This is a genomic window from Xanthomarina arctica, from assembly GCF_014638915.1.
In the GTDB taxonomy this organism is placed as follows: domain Bacteria; phylum Bacteroidota; class Bacteroidia; order Flavobacteriales; family Flavobacteriaceae; genus Xanthomarina; species Xanthomarina arctica.
Map to the genome: position 1 here is coordinate 445642 of NZ_BMFQ01000002.1, position 23443 is coordinate 469084.

Consider the following 23443-nt stretch of genomic DNA (forward strand, 5'->3'; position numbering starts at 1 on the left):
ATTTGTAAGAAAATAATTGATATGATTTTCATATTGAATATAAAAAACTACTTTTAATTTATATTAAACTTTAAAATGTCTAAGAAACTGGTTGAGAATAGTAAAATAGGATTACGGGAAGCCATATCCATTGGAATTGGAGGTATGGTAGGAGGAGGGATTTTTGCTGTTCTTGGTTTAGCAGTTTCTCTAGCACACGGTGGTACGCCTATAGCTTTCTTATTTGCTGGAATTATTGCCATTTTAACAGCCTTTAGCTACTCTAAACTGTCCTTAGCTTTTCCGGATAGAGGAGGAACTGTAAAATTTATCAATCAAGGTTTTGGTAAATCGGTATTTAGTGGAGCTATTAATAATTTGTTATGGGTAAGCTATATTATTATGCTATCTCTTTATGCCTCAGCTTTTGGTTCGTATGCTCCAAATTTATATGAGTTAACTGGAAATAAATCTTTGGATTCTCATATATATTTGACGGTCATAATTATAATTGCGACTATTATTAATTATTATAGTATTACGGTTGTTAGTAAAATTGAATCCTATGCCGTAATTATAAAACTAATAATTTTAATAGGTTTTATTGGGGTAGGACTTTATGGGTTGCCTGGAAACCCCAATATAGAGCAACTTTCAGTTTCACATTGGGAAAACCCTTTGTTACTTCTAACAGGAGGAATGGTTATTTTTGTGGCTTATGAAGGCTTTGAACTTATTGCCAATGCGGCACCAGATATTATTAATCCTGAAAAAAATATTCCAAAGGCTTATAATTATTCCGTCTGGTTTGTGATTTTTCTTTATGTTGTTATTGCTATAGTCACTGTAGGTTCTTTACCTTTTGATGACATTGCAAGAGCAGAAGATTATGTGCTAGCAGAAGCAACAAAACCCATGCTTGGAAATGTAGGATTTACTATTATAACTATAGCCGCTTTAATATCAACTTTTTCTGCTATCAATGCCTCACTTTACGGAGGAAGTCGCGTTAGTTATGAGGTTGCTGAAGATGACGAGCTACCACATCATTTAACTAGTAAACTATGGAATCAACCAATAGGATTAATGATTACGGCTGTTTTAACCCTAGTTATAGCAAATACCTTAGACATTGAAAGTATTTCTACTGCCGGAAGTGCCGGGTTTTTATTGATTTTCGCTTTAGTGAATTATGTAGCTTATAAATTATCAAAAGAAATTAAAGGAAAAAAAACAATTCCTCTTATTGGGTTCTTATTATGTTCCATTGCATTTATTGCATTAATAATTCAACAATACGACTCTAATTTTCTAGGAGTTATTGTAATTTCTTCTATTATATTAAGTTGCTTTATTTTAGAATATCTTTATAAGAAACAGGAGAAAATAAAAAATGTCAGTTAGGGTATTCCTATTTAAAATAATAAATCCTCTTCTTTGTAAATATAATTTAACTAAAGTCTATGTTTAAAAAAGTACTTTTTATAATTATTTTCATATTTACAAATCATTTATTTTCTCAGGCAATTGAGGTTGTTTCTGGGTTAAGTCGTCCTGTAGGAATAGCAATTAATGGGGAAGACATATTTATTTGCGAACTGGCTGATGGAGGATCATCGGGAATGATATCTAAAGCTGACTTATCTGTAATTAATCCAACCAAAGAAAACTTACTTACTAACCAGGCAAATCCACGAGCAGTATGTTTGGTTGGAGAAGAATTATACTACGCAACCAATAATTTATTTAAATTAAACATAAATGATTCTAACCCAACAGGAACTCAGGTAATTTATACTAATAGTCCTAGGGCATTAATAGCTACTGATGATGACATGTTTATTTCTGGAGACGATAGAATTTCAAAAATAAACCTAAATAGCACAAATCCTTATCTTCAATTGGTTGTAGACAATATTGAAGCTCGAATTTTAGCCTTTGCTTTAAAAGGGGATGAATTATATTTTGGATATTCTAATAAAGTATCAAAAATTAATATTACAGATGCAAATCCTGTAGTTGAGGAAGTTATTTCAGGGTTTGAATCGAATGTTTATTCCTTAGCTTTTTATGAAGACACTTTAATTGTTGGGCTGGCCTTGTATTATAAATTATTAACTGTAGATATAAATGCTTCCACTTTAGTTGCTCAAGAATTTATTCCATTCATGAATGGTCAACCAATGAATATTATGGTTTATAATAATGATTTATATATTGCTGGGGGACAAGGGAACAACATTCTTAAAGTTGAAAATCTTGAAGCTTTGCTCGGCATAGAAGAAATAAAGTCTAACCTAAATTTGAAAATTTACCCAAATCCGACATCTGATTATATCCAAATTTCTGGTTTACTTAAATCTATACCATATGAAATTTATAAAACCAATGGCGTTTTGGTGATTGACGGTGTTTTAGAACCGAAAAGTAGGATTGATTTGAGGAACTTAAGTTCAGGGATTTATTATATAAATCTAAAGGATGGCTTAGAAAAAGAAACCTGTATAAAAGTTATTAAACATTAGAAAAAAAAGATGTTAATAATTCTTAAATTTACTGTTGTGTAAAAAAAGCATTTCATGTATATTTGCGATAGTTATTTATAAAAGAAATATTTATTATGTTCGAATTTGACCAGTACTTAGGATTTTTAGCCTTTTTAGCCATTTTTACACTTGGTTTTTGGTTAATGTTATTTTTATTAACTTTCGTAGTACCATATTGGATTGGTGGGGCTTTATTAGAGCGTATGAAAGAAATGAGAGAAGAGAAAAAAGCAAAACGTGAATTAAATTAATTTCGTTTTTTACTTATATAAAAAAAGGAAGCCATTTGGCTTCCTTTTTTTATGCGTTGTATTTTGAAGCTTTTAACCTTCATACTCTCCTCCGTCTTCGTAACTGCCACGTTGCTGACGTTTCTTTTGTTGATTAAATCTATACGTAAAAGACAAGTTAATACTACGTTGTCTCCATTGAAACTCAGAAGTACTCATGTACGTAGATGTATTGGTTTCCATGATACGCTTTCTGGTATTAAATAAATCATTAATATTTAAACCTAAAGATGCATTTTCGTTTAAAATGTCTCTACTAAAAGCCATGTTTGCAGAGAAGTTACCTTCTCTTTTATTTTGAGCATCCTCAGAAGGCCCTCTATAATTTAAACTAGTTTGCCATTCAATTTCTCCTGGAAGCGTGTATTTATTATTTATTCTAGCAAACCAACTCATGTTATCACTATCTAAAGAGGCTCCAATTGGATCTGTTCCTTTAATGGATTGTTGAAAAATATTGAAATTGGCATTTATATTCCATTTGCGAATTGGGTTATATGTAACAGTAAATTCAAATCCGTATCTATTTTCTTCAGCTAAATTAATAGGGGTACGCTGAATTACTGAAATTTCTTGACCATTTACATCGACCTTAATACCGGTGTCAAAACTTATAAAACTAAATGCATCCGTAGCATGTTGGTAATAAGCCGAGGTATTTAAAGCAACTTTGCCATACTTTTTATAATAACCTAAGTCAAATAAACCTGAATAACTTGGAGCCAAATTAGGGTTTCCTTGAAAAATAGTTGTAACACTAGTTCTAGATGGGAATGGATTGATAAAATAAGAACGCGGTCTTTGTATACGTCTACTATATCCTAAAGTAAAGTTTTCTACTTCACTTAATTCATAACTTAAATTAACAGTTGGAAATAAGCCTGTATAATCGTTTTTACTATAATCTCCACTTGTTGGTTGATCTACAGTAATACGGGTGTTCTCAAGACGTAGTCCTAATAAGTAAGAAAATTTACTTCCTATTTTACTTCCATATTGTGAGTAAGCGGCATTAATATATTCACGGTAATTTAAAAAATTAGATAAATTAGTGTTTACTACAAATTCATCCGTGTCTTCATCAATAGTTTCAATAGTGTAATCTGTATCCTGGTCGTTAAAGTTACCACGATATCCAAATTCAAACTGACTACTTTCACCAATAGGTAATACATAATCTGCTTGCAATAAGATACGAGTTTGATCTTCAAGAGTACTAGCTTTTTCAGTGTTTATTCCTTCCAATAATATTTCAGAATATTCATCTTCTTTATTATCTTCATATTGGAAGTCCATGGTTAACTTATGACCATTTGTATCAAAATCTTTATTAAAATTTAAGGCATATTGAATCAATTCATCTGTTTCCTCTTCTGGATCAAAACGATTACTTTGTGAAAGTACCTGTTTATTTTCATCCAAATAAATTAAGGTATTTGTTGAATTGCTTTCATTATCACTATTTCTATAAGACACAGAACCTGTTAGTGAAGCCGAATCCGTAACATACCACTCTATACCTAAATTAGTGCTTAAACCTTTTCTAACACGATCGTAATCATTTGTTTCGTCTGAATAAGTATCTGGGTCATTAGAAATAAAATTACCATCATCGTCATATTCTTCATTAAAAAATTGAGTGTATGAAGATGAATTTCCGGGTACTTCTCTATAATCGTAACTAGTGGTATTAAATATGTTTAAATCTCCTGTCCTGTAGTTTATATTTCCAGAAATTCCAGCAGATTTAGGCCATCCTACGTTTGTGGTTACGGCACCATTTAAACCTTGTAATTTACTTCTCTTAAGAATAATATTTAAAATCCCTCCAGATCCTTCCGCATCATATCTAGCTGAAGGCGAAGTAATAACTTCAACTCTTTCTATAGATTCTGCAGGAAGTTGTCTTAGAGCATCAGTAGAGTTTATACCTACTAAGCCAGATGGCTTGCCATTAATTAAGATTCTTACATTTTCATTTCCTCTTAAAGCAACGTTTCCTTCAACATCCACTGAAACAGATGGAATATTATCTAAAACATCACTAACATTACCACCACTAACAGTTAAATCGGATCCTACAGTATATACTTTTTTATCTAGTTTAATCTGTACCGTTGTCTTTTCTGCAATAATTTCAATTTCATTTAAAGATTCAGTATCGGCTTCAAGGTTAATTGTACCAATGTTCTTATCCTTTAATAGGCTTTGATTAGGAATTGTCTGTTTTACAAATGAAATAAATTCTATCGAAATGTCGTAAGTTCCTGGAGGTACTGGAATGCTAAAGTCTCCAGATTCAGTAGTAATTCCTCCAGTCTCTATTCTGTTTTCAGCTTTATTGAAAAAAGCAACAGTAGCATATTCTAAAGGTTGACCTGTAGTTTTATCGATAACTTTACCTGTAATGGTTACGTCTTTCTGAGCTTGAATGCTAGCAAATGATAAGATTGTAAAAAGTAAGGGTAATAAAATTTTATTCATGATTGTTGTTTTGCAAATTGGACTGCAAAAATAGAATTTGGTTTAGTGTAGAATGGTTAAATGTTTGTTAAATAAAAAAGCTTCGAAACCCTAATGTTTTCGAAGCTTTTCCTTTCATTATATAATGTCTAAAATCTTTTCTGGAGGCCTGCCAATTACGGCTCTTTCTCCATTTATAACTATAGGACGCTCAATGAGTTTGGGATGTGACACCATAGCTTCTATAAGCTGATCTTCTGTTAAGTTTTTACCTTTGTAATTCTCTTTCCAAATGGCTTCGTTGGTTCTAATTAAAGCTTCTGCTTTTATATTTAAAAGTGAAAGAATATGTCTCAATTCTTCTTTACTAGGTATGTTTTCTAGATATTTGACAATCTCAACTTCTTTCCCTGATTTCTCTAAAATTTCAAGACCAGCTCTGGATTTACCGCAACGTGGATTATGGTATATTTTTATCATATGGATTATAAGTTATTATCTTCTGGTTTTTGACCCATCATCATTAAGTATGCCTTTAAAAAAGGTTCAATTTGTCCATCAAGCACAGCATCTACATTTCCGGTTTCATGCCCAGAACGTACATCTTTAATTAATTTATAAGGATGCAATACATAATTTCTAATTTGGCTTCCCCATTCAATTTTCATTTTATCTGCTTCAATATCTTGACGTTGAGCCAATTGTTTTTGCAATTCTATTTCATACAACTGCGATTTCAGCATTTGCATGGCACGAGATCTATTATCATGTTGTGAACGTGTTTCTGAACAAGATATTTGTATCCCAGATGGTTTATGAGTAAGTTGTACTTTAGTTTCAACTTTGTTGACATTTTGTCCACCAGCGCCACTAGAACGTGCTGTTGTAATTTCAATATCTGCGGGATTGATTTCGATTTCAATGGTATCATCAACTAAAGGATACACATAAACAGAAGCAAAACTAGTATGTCTTTTGGCATTACTGTCAAAAGGAGAAATACGAACTAATCTATGAACGCCATTTTCACCTTTAAGCCAACCAAAAGCATAATCGCCTTCAATTTCTAAAGTCACCGTTTTGATACCAGCAACATCTCCTTCCTGGTAGTTTAATTCTTTAACCTTAAAACCACTTTTTTCAGCATACATTAAGTACATACGCATAAGCATATTTGCCCAATCACAACTTTCAGTACCACCAGCACCAGCTGTAATTTGAAGTACAGCACTTAAACTGTCACCTTCTTCGGAAAGCATGTTTTTAAACTCTAAATCCTCAATAAGTTTAGTGGCTTTTTCAAAGCTAGTTTCTAAATCTTCAAGATTGGATTCGTCTTCCTTATAGAACTCGTAGATAATTTCAAGTTCTTCCACTAAGCTAATTCCCGTTTGAAAATCTTCGACCCATTTTTTCTTAGTCCGAAGAGATTTCATTACAATTTCGGCTGCTGTAGAATCGTTCCAAAATGTAGGTGAAAAGGTTTGTTCTTCTTCGTTTTGAATTTCAATTAGTTTGGCATCTATGTCAAAGATATTGTCTAAGCGCACTTAGACGTTTATTAAGATCTTTAATTTGATCTGAAGTAATCATATAATCATTTTTGTTTCCACAAAAATAAAATTAAATACTGTCAGATAAAATATAACTTGATTTAATTTTATAGTTTTATGCTTTAATATTTTTCTCATGATTATAGATTTAAGAAGTGATACCGTTACAAAGCCAACATTAGGCATGTTAGAAGCCATGATGCAAGCAAAAGTGGGCGACGATGTATATAAAGAAGACCCAACAGTAAACGCCTTAGAAGAACGACTTGCCAACATGTTTGGAAAACCAAGTGCCATGTTTTTTCCAACAGGTACCATGGCAAACCAAACTGCTATAAAATTACACACCAATCCTGGTGATCAAGTTATATGCGATAAAGACGCACATATTTATCATTATGAAGGAGGTGGTGCTTCCTTTAATAGTGGTGTGTCATGCAAATTAATTCAAGGAGATCGTGGCATGTTTACTGCAGAACAAGTTCTTGAAGCAATAAATCCCCCAGATTTTTATCACAGTCCGTTAACAACTTTAGTTGAAGTTGAGAATACGGCTAATAGAGGAGGAGGTTCTTGTTGGGATTTTGAGGAACTTAAAAAAATTAGAACCGTTTGCGATACTAATAATTTGGGTTTCCATTTAGATGGCGCCAGATTGTGGAATGCTTTGGTGGCTAAAAACGAAACTGCAAAAGATTATGGCCAATTGTTTGATACCATTTCGGTTTGTTTAAGTAAAGGTCTGGGTTGCCCGATTGGTTCTGTGTTGATTGGAGATGAAAAAATCATGCAAAATGCCATGAGAATTCGGAAGATTTTTGGAGGTGGCATGAGACAGGTTGGTTATTTGGCGGCGGCAGGTATTTACGCCTTAGATAATCATATAGACCGATTGGCAGAAGATCATAAAAAAGCTAAAGAAATAGGTCAGGTTTTAAGTGATTTATCATTTATTAAAAAAGTAGAAACTATTGAAACTAATATCGTGATTTTTGAATTACTAGAAAGAACGGATGAAGCGAAATTTTTGAAATCTCTTGAAGATAAAAACATTCGTTTAAGTGGCATGGGACAAGGTAAGTTACGAATAGTGACACATTTGGATTATACGGATGAAATGCATGACAGATTTTTAAGTACTTTAAGAATACTTGAATTATAAAAAACAAAAATAGCATCAGGAAACTGATGCTATTTTTAATGTAATTGTTGAAATTTTTAAAGTCTATTCACCTTCAATACCAGCACTTGGTGCATTGGTTTTGACAGATTCTATGCCGTTTTCCATTCCAGATTCCGAAGCATACATTTGGCTAGTACCAATTATTTGGCCATTGGCTGCTTTTATATTAAAATGAAATTTACCATTAGTTGCTGTTTTCCTTTCAAATTTACCGTCGTCACTACAATTGGTTTTTACAGATTCAACACCGTTTTTTGCACCAGATTTATCAGCATATCCCTGGCTAGATAAAATAACTTGACCGTTTTTAGCTTTTAAATTGAAATAATACTTCTGATTTTTTTCACTTTGAAATAATTCGAACATGATTTTGTTTTTAAAATTAATATCTAAAAATAAGGATTTTAAAATTTATTTTGGCAAATTCTGATATCAAATTAATGTTAAAGTGACAAATAAGCGATATGGAACTTACATAAACTTATCCATTCCTGGAATATTTGGCATGCCGTCTTTGGCAACAGCCGCTAATTCAGCTTCATTAATTTGAGTAGCTCTTTCAATTGCCTTGTTTAATGTTAAAATAAGATAATCTTCCAGCTCTTCTTTGTCTTGCAACAAGCTTTCGTCTATGCTAATGGATTTAATAACTCTATTTGCCGTTAACGTAATTTTTATTTTTTCGTCACTACTTTTTTCATCAATCAAAACAGTATCTAAACGTTTTTTAGTTTCTTCAACTTTTTTCTGGGTTTCCTTTAGTTTACCCATCATTCCCATAAGATCTCCAAACATAATTTTATATTTTATTAAATTCAGTGCAAAGCTATTTAAAATTCATATTTTTGATGCCTATAATTCAAATAAAATTTTTCACTTTTGAAAAACTCCATATTCCCTCCTAAGGCTAAACAACTTCCTAAAAAACTAGTTGCACATAACGATGTTCGTATTGATAATTACTATTGGTTAAATAATAGAGAAGATCAAGAAGTTTTAGATTATTTGCTTGCCGAAAATAAGTATACCAAAAGTATGATGGAACATACTGAAACGTTTCAAGAACGGTTGTTTGAAGAAATGAAGGGTAGAATAAAAGAAGACGATCAATCGGTTCCTTATAAATTTAATGGCTATTGGTATATTACCAGATTTGAGAAAGGAAAAGATTATCCTATTTACGCAAGAAAAAAAGATACTTTAGAGGCTCCAGAAGAATTATTGTTTGATTGTAATGAAATGGCAAAAGTCCATTCATATTTTAGCTTGGGAAGTATATCTATAAGTCCTGATAATACTTTGGCGGCTTTTTCTACAGATACGGTTAGTAGAAGACAATATAAAATACAGATTAAAAATCTGGTTACTGGTGAGATTTATCCCACTAAAATTATAAATACAACTGGAAGTGTTACTTGGGCAAACGACAATAAAACCATTTTTTATTCTCGAAAAGATAAGTTAACCTTGAGATCTCATGCTGTTTTTAAGCATAAACTGCATTCCAAAGTTAAAGAAGATGTTGAAGTCTATCATGAAATGGATGAGACTTTTAACACCTTTGTATATAAAACAAAATCCAGAAAATATATTGTTATAGGTTCTTCAAGTACCTTAACATCAGAATATCGCATTTTAGATGCTGATACTCCAAACGAAGAATTTAAAATATTTAGTCCTAGAGAAAGAGGTCTGGAATATTCCATTGCACATTATAAAGATCATTTTTATGTGCTAAATAATAAGGATGGAGCTGTGAATTTTAAGCTTCAAAAAACTAGTGAAACAAAAACTGAAAGTACTTATTGGGAAGATTTATTACCACATAGAAAAGATGTTTTATTAGAAGATATTGAAATTTTTAAGGATTATTTAGTGGTGAGTGAAAGGGAAGAAGGCTTAAACAATATTCGTATTATTAGCTGGAATGGAAAAGAGGATTATTATTTGCCATTTGAAAGTGAAACTTACACAGCTTATACCGGTAATAATCCAGATTTCGATAGTGAATATCTGCGTTATGGTTATAATTCTTTAACAACTCCAAGTTCTGTCATAGATTATAATTTTATAACTAAAGTTCACGAAATAAAAAAGGAGCAAGAAGTTTTAGATAAAAATTTTAAGAAAGAAAATTATACTTCAGAACGTATTTGGGTAACCGCCAGAGATGGTGTAAAAGTACCAGTATCTTTAGTCTATAGAAAAGATTTGAAAAAAGAGTCTGGCAATCCATTAATGCTTTATGCATACGGTTCCTATGGAGCTACTATCGACCCTTATTTCTCTACAGTTAGATTAAGTTTATTGGACAGAGGTTTTGTATTTGCAATAGCACATATAAGAGGAGGTGAGTATTTAGGTAGAGATTGGTACGAAAACGGAAAACTTCTATCTAAAATGAATACGTATTTCGATTATATAGATTGTTCAAAACATTTAATTGCCGAAAAATATACTTCAGAAAAGCATTTATATGCCTATGGAGGTTCTGCAGGAGGTCTTTTAATGGGAGTAATTATCAATCTTAATCCAGAATTATATCATGGTGTTCTTGCGGTGGTTCCTTTTGTGGATGTTGTTACAACCATGCTAGATGATACAATTCCACTAACTACTGGAGAGTACGATGAATGGGGAAATCCGAATGACAAGACATATTATGAGTACATGAAATCCTATTCGCCTTATGATAATGTAACAGCTCACGCCTATCCAAATATGTTGGTTACAACAGGTTTACACGATTCTCAAGTACAATATTGGGAACCAGCTAAATGGGTGGCTAAATTAAGAGAGCTTAAAACGGATGCAAATAAATTACTGCTTCATACAGATATGGAAACCGGTCATGGAGGTGCTTCTGGACGCTTTGAAAGTCTAAAAGAAGTAGCTCTGGAATACGCATTTATATTGGATTTGGAAGGAATTACTAATTAGTAAAAAAAAATTCGTATTTTTGCAAGGTTTTAGATGTCCAAAATGATTGGGTATCAAAAAATAACATTTATGAAAAAAAATATACAAGTTTTTAATAATGTGTTAGAATTAGTTGGAAATACACCACTAATTAAACTAAATAAAATAACCTCTTCATTTAAAGGAAACTACTTTGCAAAAGTAGAAGCTTTTAATCCTGGTCATTCTTCGAAAGATAGAATTGCTCTTTATATTATTGAGGAAGCAGAAAGAAAGGGTATATTAAAGCCTGGAAATACAATTGTTGAAACAACTTCTGGTAACACAGGTTTTAGCATTGCTATGGTAAGCATTATTAAAGGTTACAAATGCATTCTTGCGGTAAGTTCAAAATCTTCTCCAGATAAAATAGACATGTTAAAATCTATGGGAGCACAAGTTTATGTGTGTCCAGCACATGTTAAAGCAGACGATCCAAGATCTTATTATGAGGTTGCTAAACGTTTACATGAAGAAACAGATGGTTCTGTTTACATCAATCAATATTTTAATGACTTAAACATCGATGCACATTATCTTTCAACAGGTCCAGAAATCTGGAAACAAACTGAAGGTAAAATTACGCATTTAGTAGCTTGTAGTGGAACTGGTGGAACAATTTCAGGAATTGGTAAATATTTAAAAGAACAAAATCCAGACATTAAAATAATTGGTGTCGATGCTTACGGATCTGTTCTTAAAAAATACCATGAAACTCATGAGTTTGATGAAAAGGAAATCTATCCATACAGAATTGAAGGTTTAGGTAAAAATTTAATTCCTACTGCTACAAATTTTGATGTTATTGATGAATTTGTAAAAGTAACAGATGAAGAAAGCGCACATACTGCAAGAGAGATTGCAAAAACCGAAGGTTTATTTGTAGGTTATACTTCTGGAGCTGCTATGCAAGCAATAAAGCAACTTAACGAAGACGAAACATTTACAGAAGACTCTTACGTGGTTGTCATATTTCCAGATCATGGATCTCGATATATGAGTAAAATTTATAGTGATACATGGATGAATGATCAAGGATTTTTAGATAGCCTCCATGAGAAAGAAGAAAATACTCAAAGCATACAATATATAAAATAACTGAATTTTAAAACATGTTACTAAATTTAGTAACATGTTTTTGTTAATAATAGAGTGAAAAAAGATTATGTATTAAACATTTAAATATCTAATTTTGCACTATTAAATCATGATTAATAGCTTATATGAAAGACTTATTCGACAAAATTTATAGAGATAAAGGACCACTGGGAAAGTGGGCTTCACAAGCTGAAGGCTACTTTGTATTCCCAAAATTGGAAGGCGAAATATCTAACAGAATGAAATTCCAAGGGAAGGAAGTCATTACTTGGAGTATAAATGATTATTTAGGTTTAGCAAATCACCCAGAAGTTAGAAAAGTAGATGCTCAAGCTGGAGCAGATTATGGTTCTGCTTATCCAATGGGAGCACGTATGATGTCTGGTCATACAGATATGCATGAGAAACTTCAAACTGAATTAGCTGACTTCGTAGACAAAGAAGCCGCTTATTTATTGAATTTTGGTTATCAAGGGATGGTTTCGACCATAGATGCCTTAGTCGCTAAAGATGATATTATTGTTTATGATGTAGATGCCCACGCATGTATTATAGATGGTGTGCGTTTACATATGGGAAAACGTTTTACCTACAAGCATAACGATATTGAAAGTTTAGAAAAAAATCTTGAAAGAGCTACTAAAATGGCTGAACAAACTGGTGGAGGGATTTTAGTGATTTCTGAAGGTGTGTTTGGTATGAGAGGTGAACAAGGTCGATTGAAAGAAATTGTTGCTCTTAAAGAAAAATTTAATTTCCGCTTTTTCGTAGATGATGCTCATGGTTTTGGAACTCAAGGTAAAACTGGAGCTGGAACAGGAGAAGAGCAAGGCGTACAAGATGGCATAGATGTTTATTTTGCAACCTTTGCAAAAGCATTAGCTAGTACAGGAGCTTTTATTGCTGCTGATAAAGAGATTATTGATTATTTGAAATACAACTTGCGTTCTCAAATGTTTGCAAAATCTTTGCAAATGCAATTGGTTGTTGGAGCTTTAAAGCGTTTAGATATGCTTAAAAACATGCCAGAGTTAAAAAATAAACTTTGGGAAAACACCAACGCACTTCAATCAGGATTAAGAAAACGTGGTTTCGATATTGGTACAACTCAAAGTTGTGTGACTCCAGTTTACTTAAAAGGAAGTATTCCTGAAGCTATGGCTTTAGTGAGAGATTTAAGAGAAAATTATGGTATATTCTGTTCTATTGTTGTGTATCCAGTAATTCCAAAAGGATTAATTTTATTACGTTTAATTCCTACTGCTACACATACTTTAGAAGATGTAAACGAAACGTTAGATGCTTTCGACGCTATTAGAGAAAGACTTGAAAATGGTACTTATAAAAGATTGTCAGCATCAGTAGCTGCTGCCATGGAAAATTAAAAAGGCCAATAATGTATATATTAAAAAACCCGATAGTTAAGCTATCGGGTTTTTTATTATATAAGAACAAAGATCTATAACAATCCTTTTCTAAAGGTTTTACGTCGCTTAATAATTTCACAATCAAAATCTTTCCAAATTTGTTGTGATGCTAAATTATCTGATAATTCAGGAAGTCGGATGCAAGTTTCAATCTTTTGCTTTTTAAAAGTTTCATAAAACTCATTAAAAATAATAGCGGTTACACCTTTATTTTGATAATGTGGTTCCACACCAATTAAATAGAACAAAACCGTTTTGCTATTCTTTTTTGCCTTGAGTAATTTTAAAAAACCAAAAGGAAGCAATTTCCCTTTAACTTCCTGCAATGCATCCGAAAACGAAGGTAAAACAATTGCAAATGCTACCATGTTATCATTTTCATCAAATACAAACTTGATATATTCCGGATTAATGAAATTGATGAATTTCTTTTTAAAATAATCTCTTTGTGCATCAGAAACTGGAACAAAGGTTGATAATTTAGAATAAGTTTGATTGAATAAATCAAACATACCATCAATATGTGGAATGACCTCTTTTGTTTTAGTAAATTTACTTGGTTTTAATTTAAAGCGTTTAGAGATAATTTCGTTTACCCTTTTAAAACGTTCAAGCGGAATGGTATTGAATGCAAATTTACTTTCTATATATTCTTTTTCTGGTAAAAAGCCTAAGGTTTCAAAATGCGTAATATAATAAGGATGATTATACCAAGTAGCCATTGTACCAATATGATCAAAACCATAAGTTAAAGCACCGTTTTTATCAAGATTTGAAAATCCAACAGGACCTTCAACAAATTCAAGATTATGAGATTTTCCTATTTCCACAACTTTATCCAACAAGGCTTTTGAAACGGCCATATCGTCTATAGTGTCGAACCAACCAAAACGCATTTTTTTAACTTTCTGTACGTTAATTTCAGTATGATTGACAATAGCAGCAATTCGTCCTACAATGACATTATTTTTATAAGCCAAGTAAAAATTAGCTTCTGCATGTAAAAAAGCTGGATTTTTATCTTTGCTAAGCGTTGCCATTTCATCAGAAATAATTGGTGGTACCCAATATTTCGAATCTTTATAAAGTTGAAAAGGGAAAGTGACAAATGCCTTTAACTCCTTCTTATTAGTTACTTCTTTTAATGTAATCATAGGTTAAAAAACTACTATTTTAAATATCAGAATCGAAATCAACTGCTTCTTTTTTATTTTTATTCTTTTTATCTCCACGTGCTTTGTTTTCTCTTCTTTCAGTTTCCTCTTCAGCAGAAGTTCCATCCTTAACTTCTTTATCCTTATGGAAATCAAGTCGGTAAGATGCACCTAAACTAACTCCGAAAACAGAAGGGGTATCCTTGGTGTTGAAGGTAAAGGCTGTGTCTAATTGGAAATTTTTATTCCATAAATAAGCACCTCCAAATCGGATTAAGTTATCGGCGTAAAAATCGCTACTTATGTTTTCTGATTCAGCAAAAATGGCCCATTGGGCTGTAATAGATTTTGTAAGTGTTAATATAAAAGAAAAATCAGATTGATCTGTTCCAATGCGGTCTTTAATAAAGTTCATTACAAATACCCAGCCTCCAGAAAAGTTGTTTTGGGTTGAAATTAAAACCTTCGGACTTATTCCTTCTACACCTGCCGCAGTAAATGGATTATCCGCAGGATCGTAATTTGCACCTACATAAACTGCTACAGCTGGAATAAGAAATTTCCATTGGAATTTATGGTTGGCTTTCCAACTATATAAATTTGGCTTATCATCTTCAGAATTTTTAAAAGGGTCGTAAACCAAATATTTCGCACCAAGTGTTAAGGTTTTAAAATTGCTAAAACTGTCCTCATTTGAAATCGTATTTGTGTAGGTTCTATTGGTAGATTGGAAGGTACCTTCCAGATTTATTTCTAATTGTGGCCATAGCAAGCCGTATCTTACTGCAAAATCGGCACCAATACTTTTATCTTCTTTATAAAGAAGCGAGTGTTTTTCAGTTAGAAAATATGGACCTCCCTCAAATTGAACAACGTTTGTTCCAACCGAGAAAGCACTTTGCGAAACACCAGGTCTATTGGAGTTAATAACTTCGGTATATTGTGAATATCCATTAAAAGTAAAGGCTAAAGCAATGAGTAATACATAAGTTTTCAATGACGTCATATGTAAAAAATTTGTTTGTTTGGAGCTTAAAAGTTATAACCAACTGCATTTTAGATTGTTGTAGGTAAAATAAACAATACTAAAATGTTACAGTTTAGTTTGAATCAAATATAAAGATTTTATATTTTTTTTAAGTAATTATTTCAGATTTTAAAAAAGGAGATTTGTATTTTTGTTTAAAATTATATTTATGCTAGAACATGCATCTATAACAGGCGTTTTAAGAGTCATTTTAATTATTCTATTAATTTATTATGGTTTTAAAATTCTTTCAAGAATTTTTGCACCTTTATTATTAAAATATGTTGCTAAAAAAGCTGAAGAGCGTTTTGGTGGTCAATTTGGGCAAAATCAGCAACCAAAAAAGGAACAGACTACAGAAGGAGAAGTAACCATAGATAAAGCTCCTGAAAGAACATCTTCAAATAAAAAGGTTGGAGAATATGTAGATTACGAAGAAATTGATTAATTTTCGCTTTCATTGTATAATCTATTTCCATGCCATTTTCAATTAAAAAATTTCTTCCTCATCTCCTAGTTTTATTAGGATTTGTAATTGTTTCTCTAGCTTATTTTAATCCTGTACTTCAAGGGAAATCTATTTATCAAAGCGACATTGTTCATTATATTGGCATGTCTAAGCAGCAAAAAGATTTTAAAGCGGCCACTGGAGAAGAAACTTATTGGACAAATAGTGCCTTTGGAGGCATGCCAACCTATCAACTTGGTGCACATTATCCAAATAACTTTATTAAAAAACTAGATTTAACACTTCGTTTTTTACCTAGACCAGCAGATTACCTATTTTTATATTTCTTAGGTTTTTACATCTTATTATTAGTTTTAAAAGTAGATTATAAACTCGCGGCCCTAGGAGCATTAGCCTTTGGGTTCTCTACCTATCTTATCATTATTCTAGGGGTTGGACACAATAGTAAGGCACACGCTATTGCTTATATGCCCTTAGTTTTAAGTGGAATTCTCTTGACTTTTAGAAAACGTTATATTTTTGGATTTTTACTCACGGCATTAGCTCTAGCCTTAGAATTAGTCGCCAATCATCCACAAATGACTTACTATTTAATGTTTTTAGTCATTATTTTAGGGATAGTATATTTAGTAGACGCATACAAAAAACAAGAATTTCCACATTTCTTTAAAGCCGTAGGAATTTTAGTTCTAGCCGTTGTTTTAGCTGTTGGACTAAATGCTACTGGATTTCTAGCTACTCAAGAATACGCTAAGGAAAGTACGCGTGGACAAAGCGAATTAACCATCAACCCGGATGGCTCTCCAAAAGAGATGACTACGGGTCTTGATAGAGAGTATATTACGGAATACAGTTATGGAATTCTTGAAACGTTTAATCTATACATTCCTAGGTTCTTAGGAGGAGGAAGTCATGAGGACGTTGGAAAAGAATCTGAATCATATCAATTCTTTTTAAAACAAGGTGTTCCTCCATTAGAAGCTATAGAATACACCAAACAAACGCCTACTTATTGGGGAGAGCAAACCATTGTGGAAGCTCCAGCTTATATAGGAGCTGTGGTGATTTTCTTGTTTGTTTTTGGATTGTTTTTAGTGAAGGGGCGCTTGAAATGGTGGCTTGTTGGTGGAAGTATATTGTCTCTAATTTTATCTTATGGAGACAGTCAGCCTTTTAAGTTTATAACGGATTTCTTTATAGATTATGTCCCATTTTATAACAAGTTTAGAGCAGTAAGCTCTACTCAAGTCATTCTGGAATTATGTATTCCGGTTTTAGCTATTTTCGGACTTGTTAGGTTGTTTAATGATTTTAATAAAGATGAAGAAAAGCTAAAAGCTTTAAAATTTACTGTGATGATTACTGCTGGATTAGCAGTTGTTTTCTTATTATTTAAATCGTCTCTTTTCAATTTTGTAGGTGGAAGTGATGGCTATTATCGTCAGAATTATGGACCCCAATTTATGGATGCCTTAATTGCCGATAGAAAGACCTTCTTTACTGAAGACACGTTTAGAACCCTAGTATTGGTACTACTATCTGCTGGAGCTATTTATTTGTTTTTGAAAAAGAAACTTTCAGAAACGAAGGTTATTATGGCTTTTGCTGTTTTAATTTTAATCGATTTGGTTGGTGTGGATAGACGCTATGTAAACAACGACAATTTTGTGTCATCCATTAAAATGAATAAACCATATCAGGCTACAGAATTAGATATAGCCATAATGAATGATCCTGAACATTTTAGGGTATTCGATTTGGTTTCTAGAGCTCCTGCAAAAGCCTCTTATTTTTATAATTCCTTAACAGGTTATCATGCGGCGAAATTGAAACGCTATGATGAGTTATACGATTTCTACATTTCCAAAAATAACATCAACGTGTTAAACATGTTGAATACCAAATATATCATTGCTGAAGATGAAGAAGGAAAACCATTTCCTTTTACAAATCCAGATGCAAATGGAAATGCATGGTTTGTGGAGAATATCATGCTGGTAAATTCAGCAAACGAAGAAATGATGGCGCTTGATAGTTTGGATACTAGAAGAGTTGCTGTTATGATGGCAGATTCCGATTATGGGTCTTTTTTAAAGGAAGATATCATGATTGATACCACTGCTTCAATTTCGGTTGAAGAATATAAGCCTAATTACATAAAATACCAATCGTCGAGTGGGGTTGAAGGTTTTGCAGTGTTTTCAGAGATATATTATAAAGATGGGTGGAATGCCTATTTAGATGGAGCACTAACGCCGTATTCACGAGTTGATTATTTGTTAAGAGGAATGAATGTACCAGCAGGGAATCACGTCATAGAGTTTAAATTTGAACCACAAGTTGTAAAAACTGGAAGTCGCATTGCTTTAGCAAGTTCCATTGTATTCGTTCTATTATTTTTAGGAGGTTTATTTTATAATTTTAAGAAAAAAGATACTATTAAATAATTTTTCATGACAATGTTCTTGTAAAATGACAAAAACCAAGGTTCTTATAATCACTTACTATTGGCCACCAGCAGGAGGTCCTGGGGTACAGCGTTGGTTGAAATTTGTGAAATACTTACCTGAATTTGGTATTGAACCTATAGTTTATGTGCCATCTAACCCGAGTTATCCAATTATAGATGAAACTCTTCTTCAAGAAGTTTCTGAAGATATTACAGTTTTAAAGCAAGCTATAAAAGAACCCTATAAGTTTGCTGGGTTTTTATCTAATAATAAGTCCAATGCTATTAGTAAAGGAATTATTCCGAAGGAGAAGGAACAAAGTATTATTGATAAATTATTACTTTTTGTACGTGGCAATTTTTTTATTCCTGATGCTAGAAAAAACTGGGTAAGACCTTCTGTTCAATATTTAGACACGTATATCGATGACTATAATATTAAAACAGTTATAACCACTGGGCCACCCCATAGTTTGCATTTAATTGGCTTGGAATTGCAAAAAAGAGCAGGGGTAAAGTGGTTTGCAGATTTTAGGGATCCTTGGACGACTATTGGTTATCACAAACAACTAAAATTAACAGATTTTGCAAAACAAAAGCATAAAGCATTAGAGAAACAAGTACTTCAGACAGCTGATGAAATTATAGTTACTAGTCATGTTACTAAAAAAGAATTTTCCAAATTAACTGATAAGCCCATTTCCGTAATTACCAATGGATACGATAGAAATAATGTAGCCAATTTACCTTTAGATAAAAAATTTACTTTAGCACATATTGGGTCCTTATTATCAAAACGGAACCCAGAAGTACTTTGGCAGGTTTTAAAAGAACTTGTAGCTGAGTACTCAGATTTTGCAAGAGATTTTGAACTTCATTTTGTGGGGTCTGTAAGCGAAGAAGTTTTAATGTCTATAGAAATTAATGGTTTAAGTCTTTATGTAACTAATCATAGTTATGTAACACATAATAAGGCTATTGCATTTCAAAAAAAATCACAAGTATTATTACTGATAGAAATAGATTCCGAAGAAACAAAATGTATAATCCCGGGAAAACTGTTTGAATATATGGTATCCAACAGGCCTATTTTAGCCATTGGTCCAGACGATTCAGATGTTGAATCTTTAATTAAAGAAACTAATTCTGGTTCTTATTTTAAGTATCAAGACCACGACGAAATTAAAAATACCCTTTTAAATTTTTATAAAGCATATCAGGAAGGTAGTTTAAAATCTCATGCTATTGGATTACAAAAATATAGTAGAAAAGCCTTAACTGAATCCTTATCGAAACTGATTTTATGGGAGTAGTTGTAAATCAGTCCATAAAAAATACGGTTATAACCTATTTGGGTTTTGGAATAGGTGCTATTAATGTGCTGTTTTTATACACCTCTTTTTTAAGCGACGAATATTTCGGATTAGTAAGTTATTTGCTTTCTACAGCTAATATTATGATGCCAATAATGGCCTTTGGAGTTCATAATACCATTATAAAATTTTACTCTTCTTTTAAAACAAAACAATCTCAAAATAGCTTTTTAACTTTAATGTTATTTTTACCCTTATTGATTATTATTCCTTTGGGATTGATAGGGAATTTAGCATTTTCATTCATCAGTACGTGGTTAGCTGCAGATAATATCATTGTAGTTGATTACGTGTGGTTAATATATGTTGCCGCAATAACCTTTGCTTATTTCGAAGTGTTTTACGCTTGGTCTAAAGTACAAATGCAAACGGTGTTTGGTAATTTTATGAAAGAGGTCTTTCATAGGTTATGCACAACGGTCTTATTACTCATGTTGCAAGCTGGTTACCTAACTGTAAATCAGTTTATTTATAGTGTGGTTGGTGCCTATATTTTAAGAATGCTAATAATGAAGCTATATGCTTTCAGCCTGCGTTGGCCAAAATTAAAATTTGAAAGGATTCCAAACCTCGTAAGTATCTTAAAATACACGACATTAATTATTATTGCTGGATCTGTAGCTAACGTTATTCTAGAAATAGATACATTTATGATTAATCGTTATGTGGCCATAGAAAATGTAGCATATTATAGTGTAGCCATATATATAGCCACTGTTATTAGTGTGCCTTATCGATCGATGCATCAAATTGTAAATCCATTAACGGCAAAGCTTTTAAATGAAAAGAATAAAGTTGGACTGAAAATATTGTATCAGAAAAGTTCTTTAACCTTATTTATAATCAGTGGTTTTATTTTCTTGATGATTATTTTAAATATCAACGAGTTGTACAAACTAATAAATGAAAATTATGTTGATGGTTTAATTGTGGTTTTCATCATTGGATTAACTCGCTTGTTAGATAGTTTGTTAGGAAATAATAATGCCATTCTTTTTAATAGTGATTATTATAGAATGGTCTTAGTTTTAGGTGTTTCTTTAGCTGTTATGACCGTAGTTTTAAACATGGTGTTTATTCCTCTATTTGGAATTAATGGTGCCGCTTTCGCAACCTTTATCGCCATTCTATTATATAATGTTTTCAAAATAGTCTTTGTGTATTATAAATTCCACATGTTACCATTTTCGGTTAATACCGTTAAGGTTACTTTATTATTATTGACAAGTTTAGGGGTGTTTTATTTCTGGGATTTTTCATTTCATCCCGTTTTAAACATTCTATTAAAAAGTCTGTTAATTTCTATTACCTATGGTTACGTTGTTTATGCTTTTCATTTATCTGAAGATATATCTTTATTGCTAAATAAAATTTTCAGAAGGACCCCAAAGGCTTCTTAAAATAAACCTTACTTCTTAAATGCAGAAAATCCCACAACGTTGCTTTGAGGCAAACTTCTTGCAGGACTTTCCGTACTAACCAACCAAAAACTAATTAACTTCTGCTTCTTGTATTAGAAACAACTTGTTCATTACTGTTTTCATTACTATATGTACGATTATTTGTTGTATTTGGTTTTCTTTCTGATGAATTATTTTTCTCCACTCTTTCTGATTTCGATGGTGTTTTAGGTTGTGATGTTACTTGAGTATTAGCTCTAGAAGTACTCATTTGAGAAGCAGTGCTAGGTTTTATGGTGCTTGTTGTATTTCTAGGACTTGCAACAATCTGATTATTTGTTCTAGGTAAAAATTCCTGAGAACTCTCTCTTGGCTGTATTGTATTAGTTGTACTTCTTAGGTTTGAAGTAGCAACATCTCTTCTAGGTGCATTACTCACACTAGTTGATCTTGTTGCTAAATTACTTTGTCGAGAAATAGAATTTCCATTTCTAGAAGCAACTGAAGTTGTACGTCTATAATTATTAGTATATGGCTTACTGTAAGTGTATCTTACTGGGTTGTAATTCTGTCTGTAAGGTCTATTATAAACTACACATTGGTTATATGCAGGAATGCTGTAATAGGCATGCCAAGGTCTATAAACATAATACGGATTATAGGCATTTATATATCCGGTGTAATAAGAATAGTTTCTATAGTTGTTATAATGAATGTATAGACCTCCAATTCGAGATACATTGCCATAAGCATTGTAGTTAATAAACACATTTCCAATTTGGGTAACACGACCATAAAAATCGTAGTAAACTGGTACATGTTCCACTTGGATAATAGCTCCATATTCGTCGTATTGTAAAAACGGGTTATAATTGTATCCAGAATTAAAACTGATACTAATTCCAGGTGAATATACATTTACATTGGATGCGTAAGAAGGCATATAAAAATCGAATTGCCCATCAGGGAAAACTGAAAACTCAATGTTATTTTCAACAAATATGAAAGAATTACCATAACCTTTATATGTTGTTGAATTATCAATCTGGTTTGGCTTGTTGGTAGTTGTTGCGCTAACAGAAAATCCTCCAAGGATTAAACCTGTTATTAAAAACATAATTTTCTTCATAAGTGTTTAGTTTTAAAATGAAACGTGTTAAGAATAAAACAAACAACATGCCAAACATAAATTCTACCTGTATTTGTTTTTTAACTAATTAAATTTCAGCACTATATGTTGTGAGTAATTCTTCTTAATTACATTTATGTTACTTAAAAAATATTGTTTAAATTAGTCCACTTTCAAAAAACATCCCATTAAATAGAAGGTAAAAAGGTATATTAGAGGAACTTTGGTTACGAGAACTTCTTCTTTTTGAAAAATATAAAAAAAGCATTTTAAAATTTAAATAAATGAAGTTTGGATTAAGATTATTTGGAGCCATCATTCTTATTCTTGTAATGAACGCTTGTTCGGGAACTAAGAATATGAATCAAAATTCTAGTATAAACAGCTCTTTTTCGCAAAGTGAAATTAGCCGTATTATGGAAGCGGATAGCACCGTTCCGATGCGTGTATATAAAATAAATTCAAAAACAGATTCCCTATTATTAAGAACTAAAAGTGAAACCATAATAGCTAATCCAAACGATCCTGTTCTTCAAAATTTTGTAAAAAGGTTGTATAGAACTGTTAGAGATAGTATGTCTTTAGGTGTTGGCATTGCAGCGCCTCAAGTTGGGGTTTTGAAAAATATTATTTGGGTTCAGAGGTTTGATAAAGAGGAATTTCCTTTTGAAGTGTATTTAAATCCTAAAATCACGGAATATTCAGATCAAAAACAAACATATACCGAAGGTTGTTTATCCATACCAAATAGATCTGAAACCTTGTATAACAGATCGTATTCTATTGAAATAGAATACGACACGATGGCGAACGAACATAAAACTGAAACAGTTGAAGGATTTACTTCTGTTATCTTTCAGCATGAAATAGACCATTTAAATGGTATTTTATATTTAGATCATTTAGAGAAAGAAATAAAGGATTCTAAGTAGATTTTATTTTGGG

Annotated in this window: 20 protein-coding genes; 12 read left to right on the forward strand and 8 right to left on the reverse strand. The window is 32.0% G+C overall.

Translation table 11 applies throughout. The features are described 5' to 3' along the window. Positions 1-75: 75 nt before the first annotated feature. From IEV77_RS08250 to IEV77_RS08260, 3 genes are all read left to right on the forward strand, one after another. Positions 76-1383, forward strand: a complete 1308-nt coding sequence (locus tag IEV77_RS08250) for an APC family permease (protein WP_188463704.1) — start codon at positions 76-78, stop codon at positions 1381-1383. Positions 1384-1442: 59 nt separating this feature from the next. Further along, positions 1443-2504 (forward strand): T9SS type A sorting domain-containing protein, encoded by a 1062-nt coding sequence (locus IEV77_RS08255; protein WP_188463706.1) that lies wholly within the window; start codon positions 1443-1445, stop codon positions 2502-2504. A 95-nt stretch (positions 2505-2599) separates the two neighbouring features. After that, positions 2600-2776 carry a hypothetical protein gene (locus tag IEV77_RS08260; protein WP_188463708.1) on the forward strand — a complete coding sequence of 59 codons (177 nt, stop codon included), beginning with the start codon at positions 2600-2602 and terminating at the stop codon, positions 2774-2776. A 72-nt stretch (positions 2777-2848) separates the two neighbouring features. Here IEV77_RS08260 and IEV77_RS08265 read toward each other — a convergent pair whose 3' ends face one another. From IEV77_RS08265 to prfB, 3 genes are all read right to left on the reverse strand, one after another. Continuing rightward, entirely contained in the window at positions 2849-5299 is a 2451-nt protein-coding gene (locus IEV77_RS08265) for a TonB-dependent receptor domain-containing protein (RefSeq protein WP_188463710.1), read from the reverse strand. Positions 5300-5416: 117 nt separating this feature from the next. Continuing rightward, on the reverse strand, positions 5417-5758 hold the full coding sequence (gene arsC / locus IEV77_RS08270) for an arsenate reductase (glutaredoxin) (protein ID WP_188463712.1): 342 nt from the start codon (positions 5756-5758) through the stop codon (positions 5417-5419). A gap of 5 nt (positions 5759-5763) precedes the next feature. Beyond that, positions 5764-6871 (reverse strand): peptide chain release factor 2 gene (gene prfB, locus IEV77_RS08275; RefSeq protein ID WP_188463713.1). Its coding sequence is split into 2 segments (ribosomal slippage): positions 5764-6807 and positions 6809-6871, totalling 1107 coding nucleotides; the frame shifts between segments, so codons are not numbered across the junction. Between the two features lie 96 nt (positions 6872-6967). Between prfB and IEV77_RS08280 the strand changes: the two genes are divergently transcribed. Next, entirely contained in the window at positions 6968-7993 is a 1026-nt protein-coding gene (locus tag IEV77_RS08280; RefSeq protein ID WP_188463715.1) for a threonine aldolase family protein, read from the forward strand. 63 nt (positions 7994-8056) lie between these two features. Here the strand turns inward: IEV77_RS08280 and IEV77_RS08285 are convergent, their stop codons facing one another. Beyond that, complete coding sequence (locus IEV77_RS08285) at positions 8057-8380, reverse strand: YegP family protein (RefSeq protein ID WP_188463717.1); 324 nt, start codon at positions 8378-8380, stop codon at positions 8057-8059. 105 nt (positions 8381-8485) lie between these two features. Continuing rightward, positions 8486-8809, reverse strand: coding sequence for a YbaB/EbfC family nucleoid-associated protein (locus IEV77_RS08290; protein ID WP_188463719.1), 324 nt, complete (start codon positions 8807-8809; stop codon positions 8486-8488). A gap of 84 nt (positions 8810-8893) precedes the next feature. On the opposite strand from IEV77_RS08290, the gene IEV77_RS08295 reads away from it, so the two are divergent. From IEV77_RS08295 to capB, 3 genes are all read left to right on the forward strand, one after another. Then, positions 8894-10954 (forward strand): S9 family peptidase, encoded by a 2061-nt coding sequence (locus IEV77_RS08295; RefSeq protein WP_188463721.1) that lies wholly within the window; start codon positions 8894-8896, stop codon positions 10952-10954. Positions 10955-11023: 69 nt separating this feature from the next. Continuing rightward, on the forward strand, positions 11024-12070 hold the full coding sequence (gene capA / locus IEV77_RS08300; RefSeq protein ID WP_188463723.1) for a cysteate synthase: 1047 nt from the start codon (positions 11024-11026) through the stop codon (positions 12068-12070). A 125-nt stretch (positions 12071-12195) separates the two neighbouring features. Beyond that, the gene (gene capB / locus IEV77_RS08305; RefSeq protein WP_188463725.1) at positions 12196-13455 is read left to right on the forward strand and encodes a cysteate-C-fatty acyltransferase; all 1260 of its coding nucleotides are present in this window, start codon (positions 12196-12198) and stop codon (positions 13453-13455) included. A 74-nt stretch (positions 13456-13529) separates the two neighbouring features. On the opposite strand, the gene IEV77_RS08310 is transcribed toward capB, so the two are convergent. Next, positions 13530-14651 (reverse strand): GTP cyclohydrolase, encoded by a 1122-nt coding sequence (locus IEV77_RS08310; RefSeq protein WP_188463727.1) that lies wholly within the window; start codon positions 14649-14651, stop codon positions 13530-13532. A gap of 19 nt (positions 14652-14670) precedes the next feature. Beyond that, positions 14671-15657 (reverse strand): transporter, encoded by a 987-nt coding sequence (locus tag IEV77_RS08315; RefSeq protein ID WP_188463729.1) that lies wholly within the window; start codon positions 15655-15657, stop codon positions 14671-14673. 190 nt (positions 15658-15847) lie between these two features. Here IEV77_RS08315 and IEV77_RS08320 point away from each other — a divergent pair, with 190 nt between their 5' ends. Genes IEV77_RS08320 through IEV77_RS08335 form a run of 4 tightly spaced genes read left to right on the forward strand, consistent with a single transcriptional unit; the run spans position 15848 to position 21369 of the window. Continuing rightward, positions 15848-16126, forward strand: a complete 279-nt coding sequence (locus tag IEV77_RS08320; RefSeq protein ID WP_188463731.1) for a DUF4834 family protein — start codon at positions 15848-15850, stop codon at positions 16124-16126. 29 nt (positions 16127-16155) lie between these two features. After that, complete coding sequence (locus tag IEV77_RS08325) at positions 16156-18594, forward strand: YfhO family protein (RefSeq protein WP_188463733.1); 2439 nt, start codon at positions 16156-16158, stop codon at positions 18592-18594. 25 nt (positions 18595-18619) lie between these two features. After that, positions 18620-19909 (forward strand): glycosyltransferase family 4 protein, encoded by a 1290-nt coding sequence (locus IEV77_RS08330; protein WP_188463735.1) that lies wholly within the window; start codon positions 18620-18622, stop codon positions 19907-19909. Beyond that, positions 19900-21369, forward strand: coding sequence for a lipopolysaccharide biosynthesis protein (locus IEV77_RS08335; RefSeq protein ID WP_188463737.1), 1470 nt, complete (start codon positions 19900-19902; stop codon positions 21367-21369). Before IEV77_RS08330 ends, IEV77_RS08335 begins: the two co-directional genes overlap by 10 nt. A 94-nt stretch (positions 21370-21463) precedes the next feature. Here IEV77_RS08335 and IEV77_RS08340 read toward each other — a convergent pair whose 3' ends face one another. Beyond that, positions 21464-22498: a hypothetical protein gene (locus tag IEV77_RS08340; RefSeq protein ID WP_188463739.1), complete on the reverse strand. Its 1035-nt coding sequence runs from the start codon at positions 22496-22498 to the stop codon at positions 21464-21466. A gap of 284 nt (positions 22499-22782) precedes the next feature. Between IEV77_RS08340 and def the strand changes: the two genes are divergently transcribed. Continuing rightward, positions 22783-23430: a peptide deformylase gene (gene def / locus IEV77_RS08345; protein WP_188463741.1), complete on the forward strand. Its 648-nt coding sequence runs from the start codon at positions 22783-22785 to the stop codon at positions 23428-23430. Positions 23431-23443 lie beyond the last annotated feature (13 nt).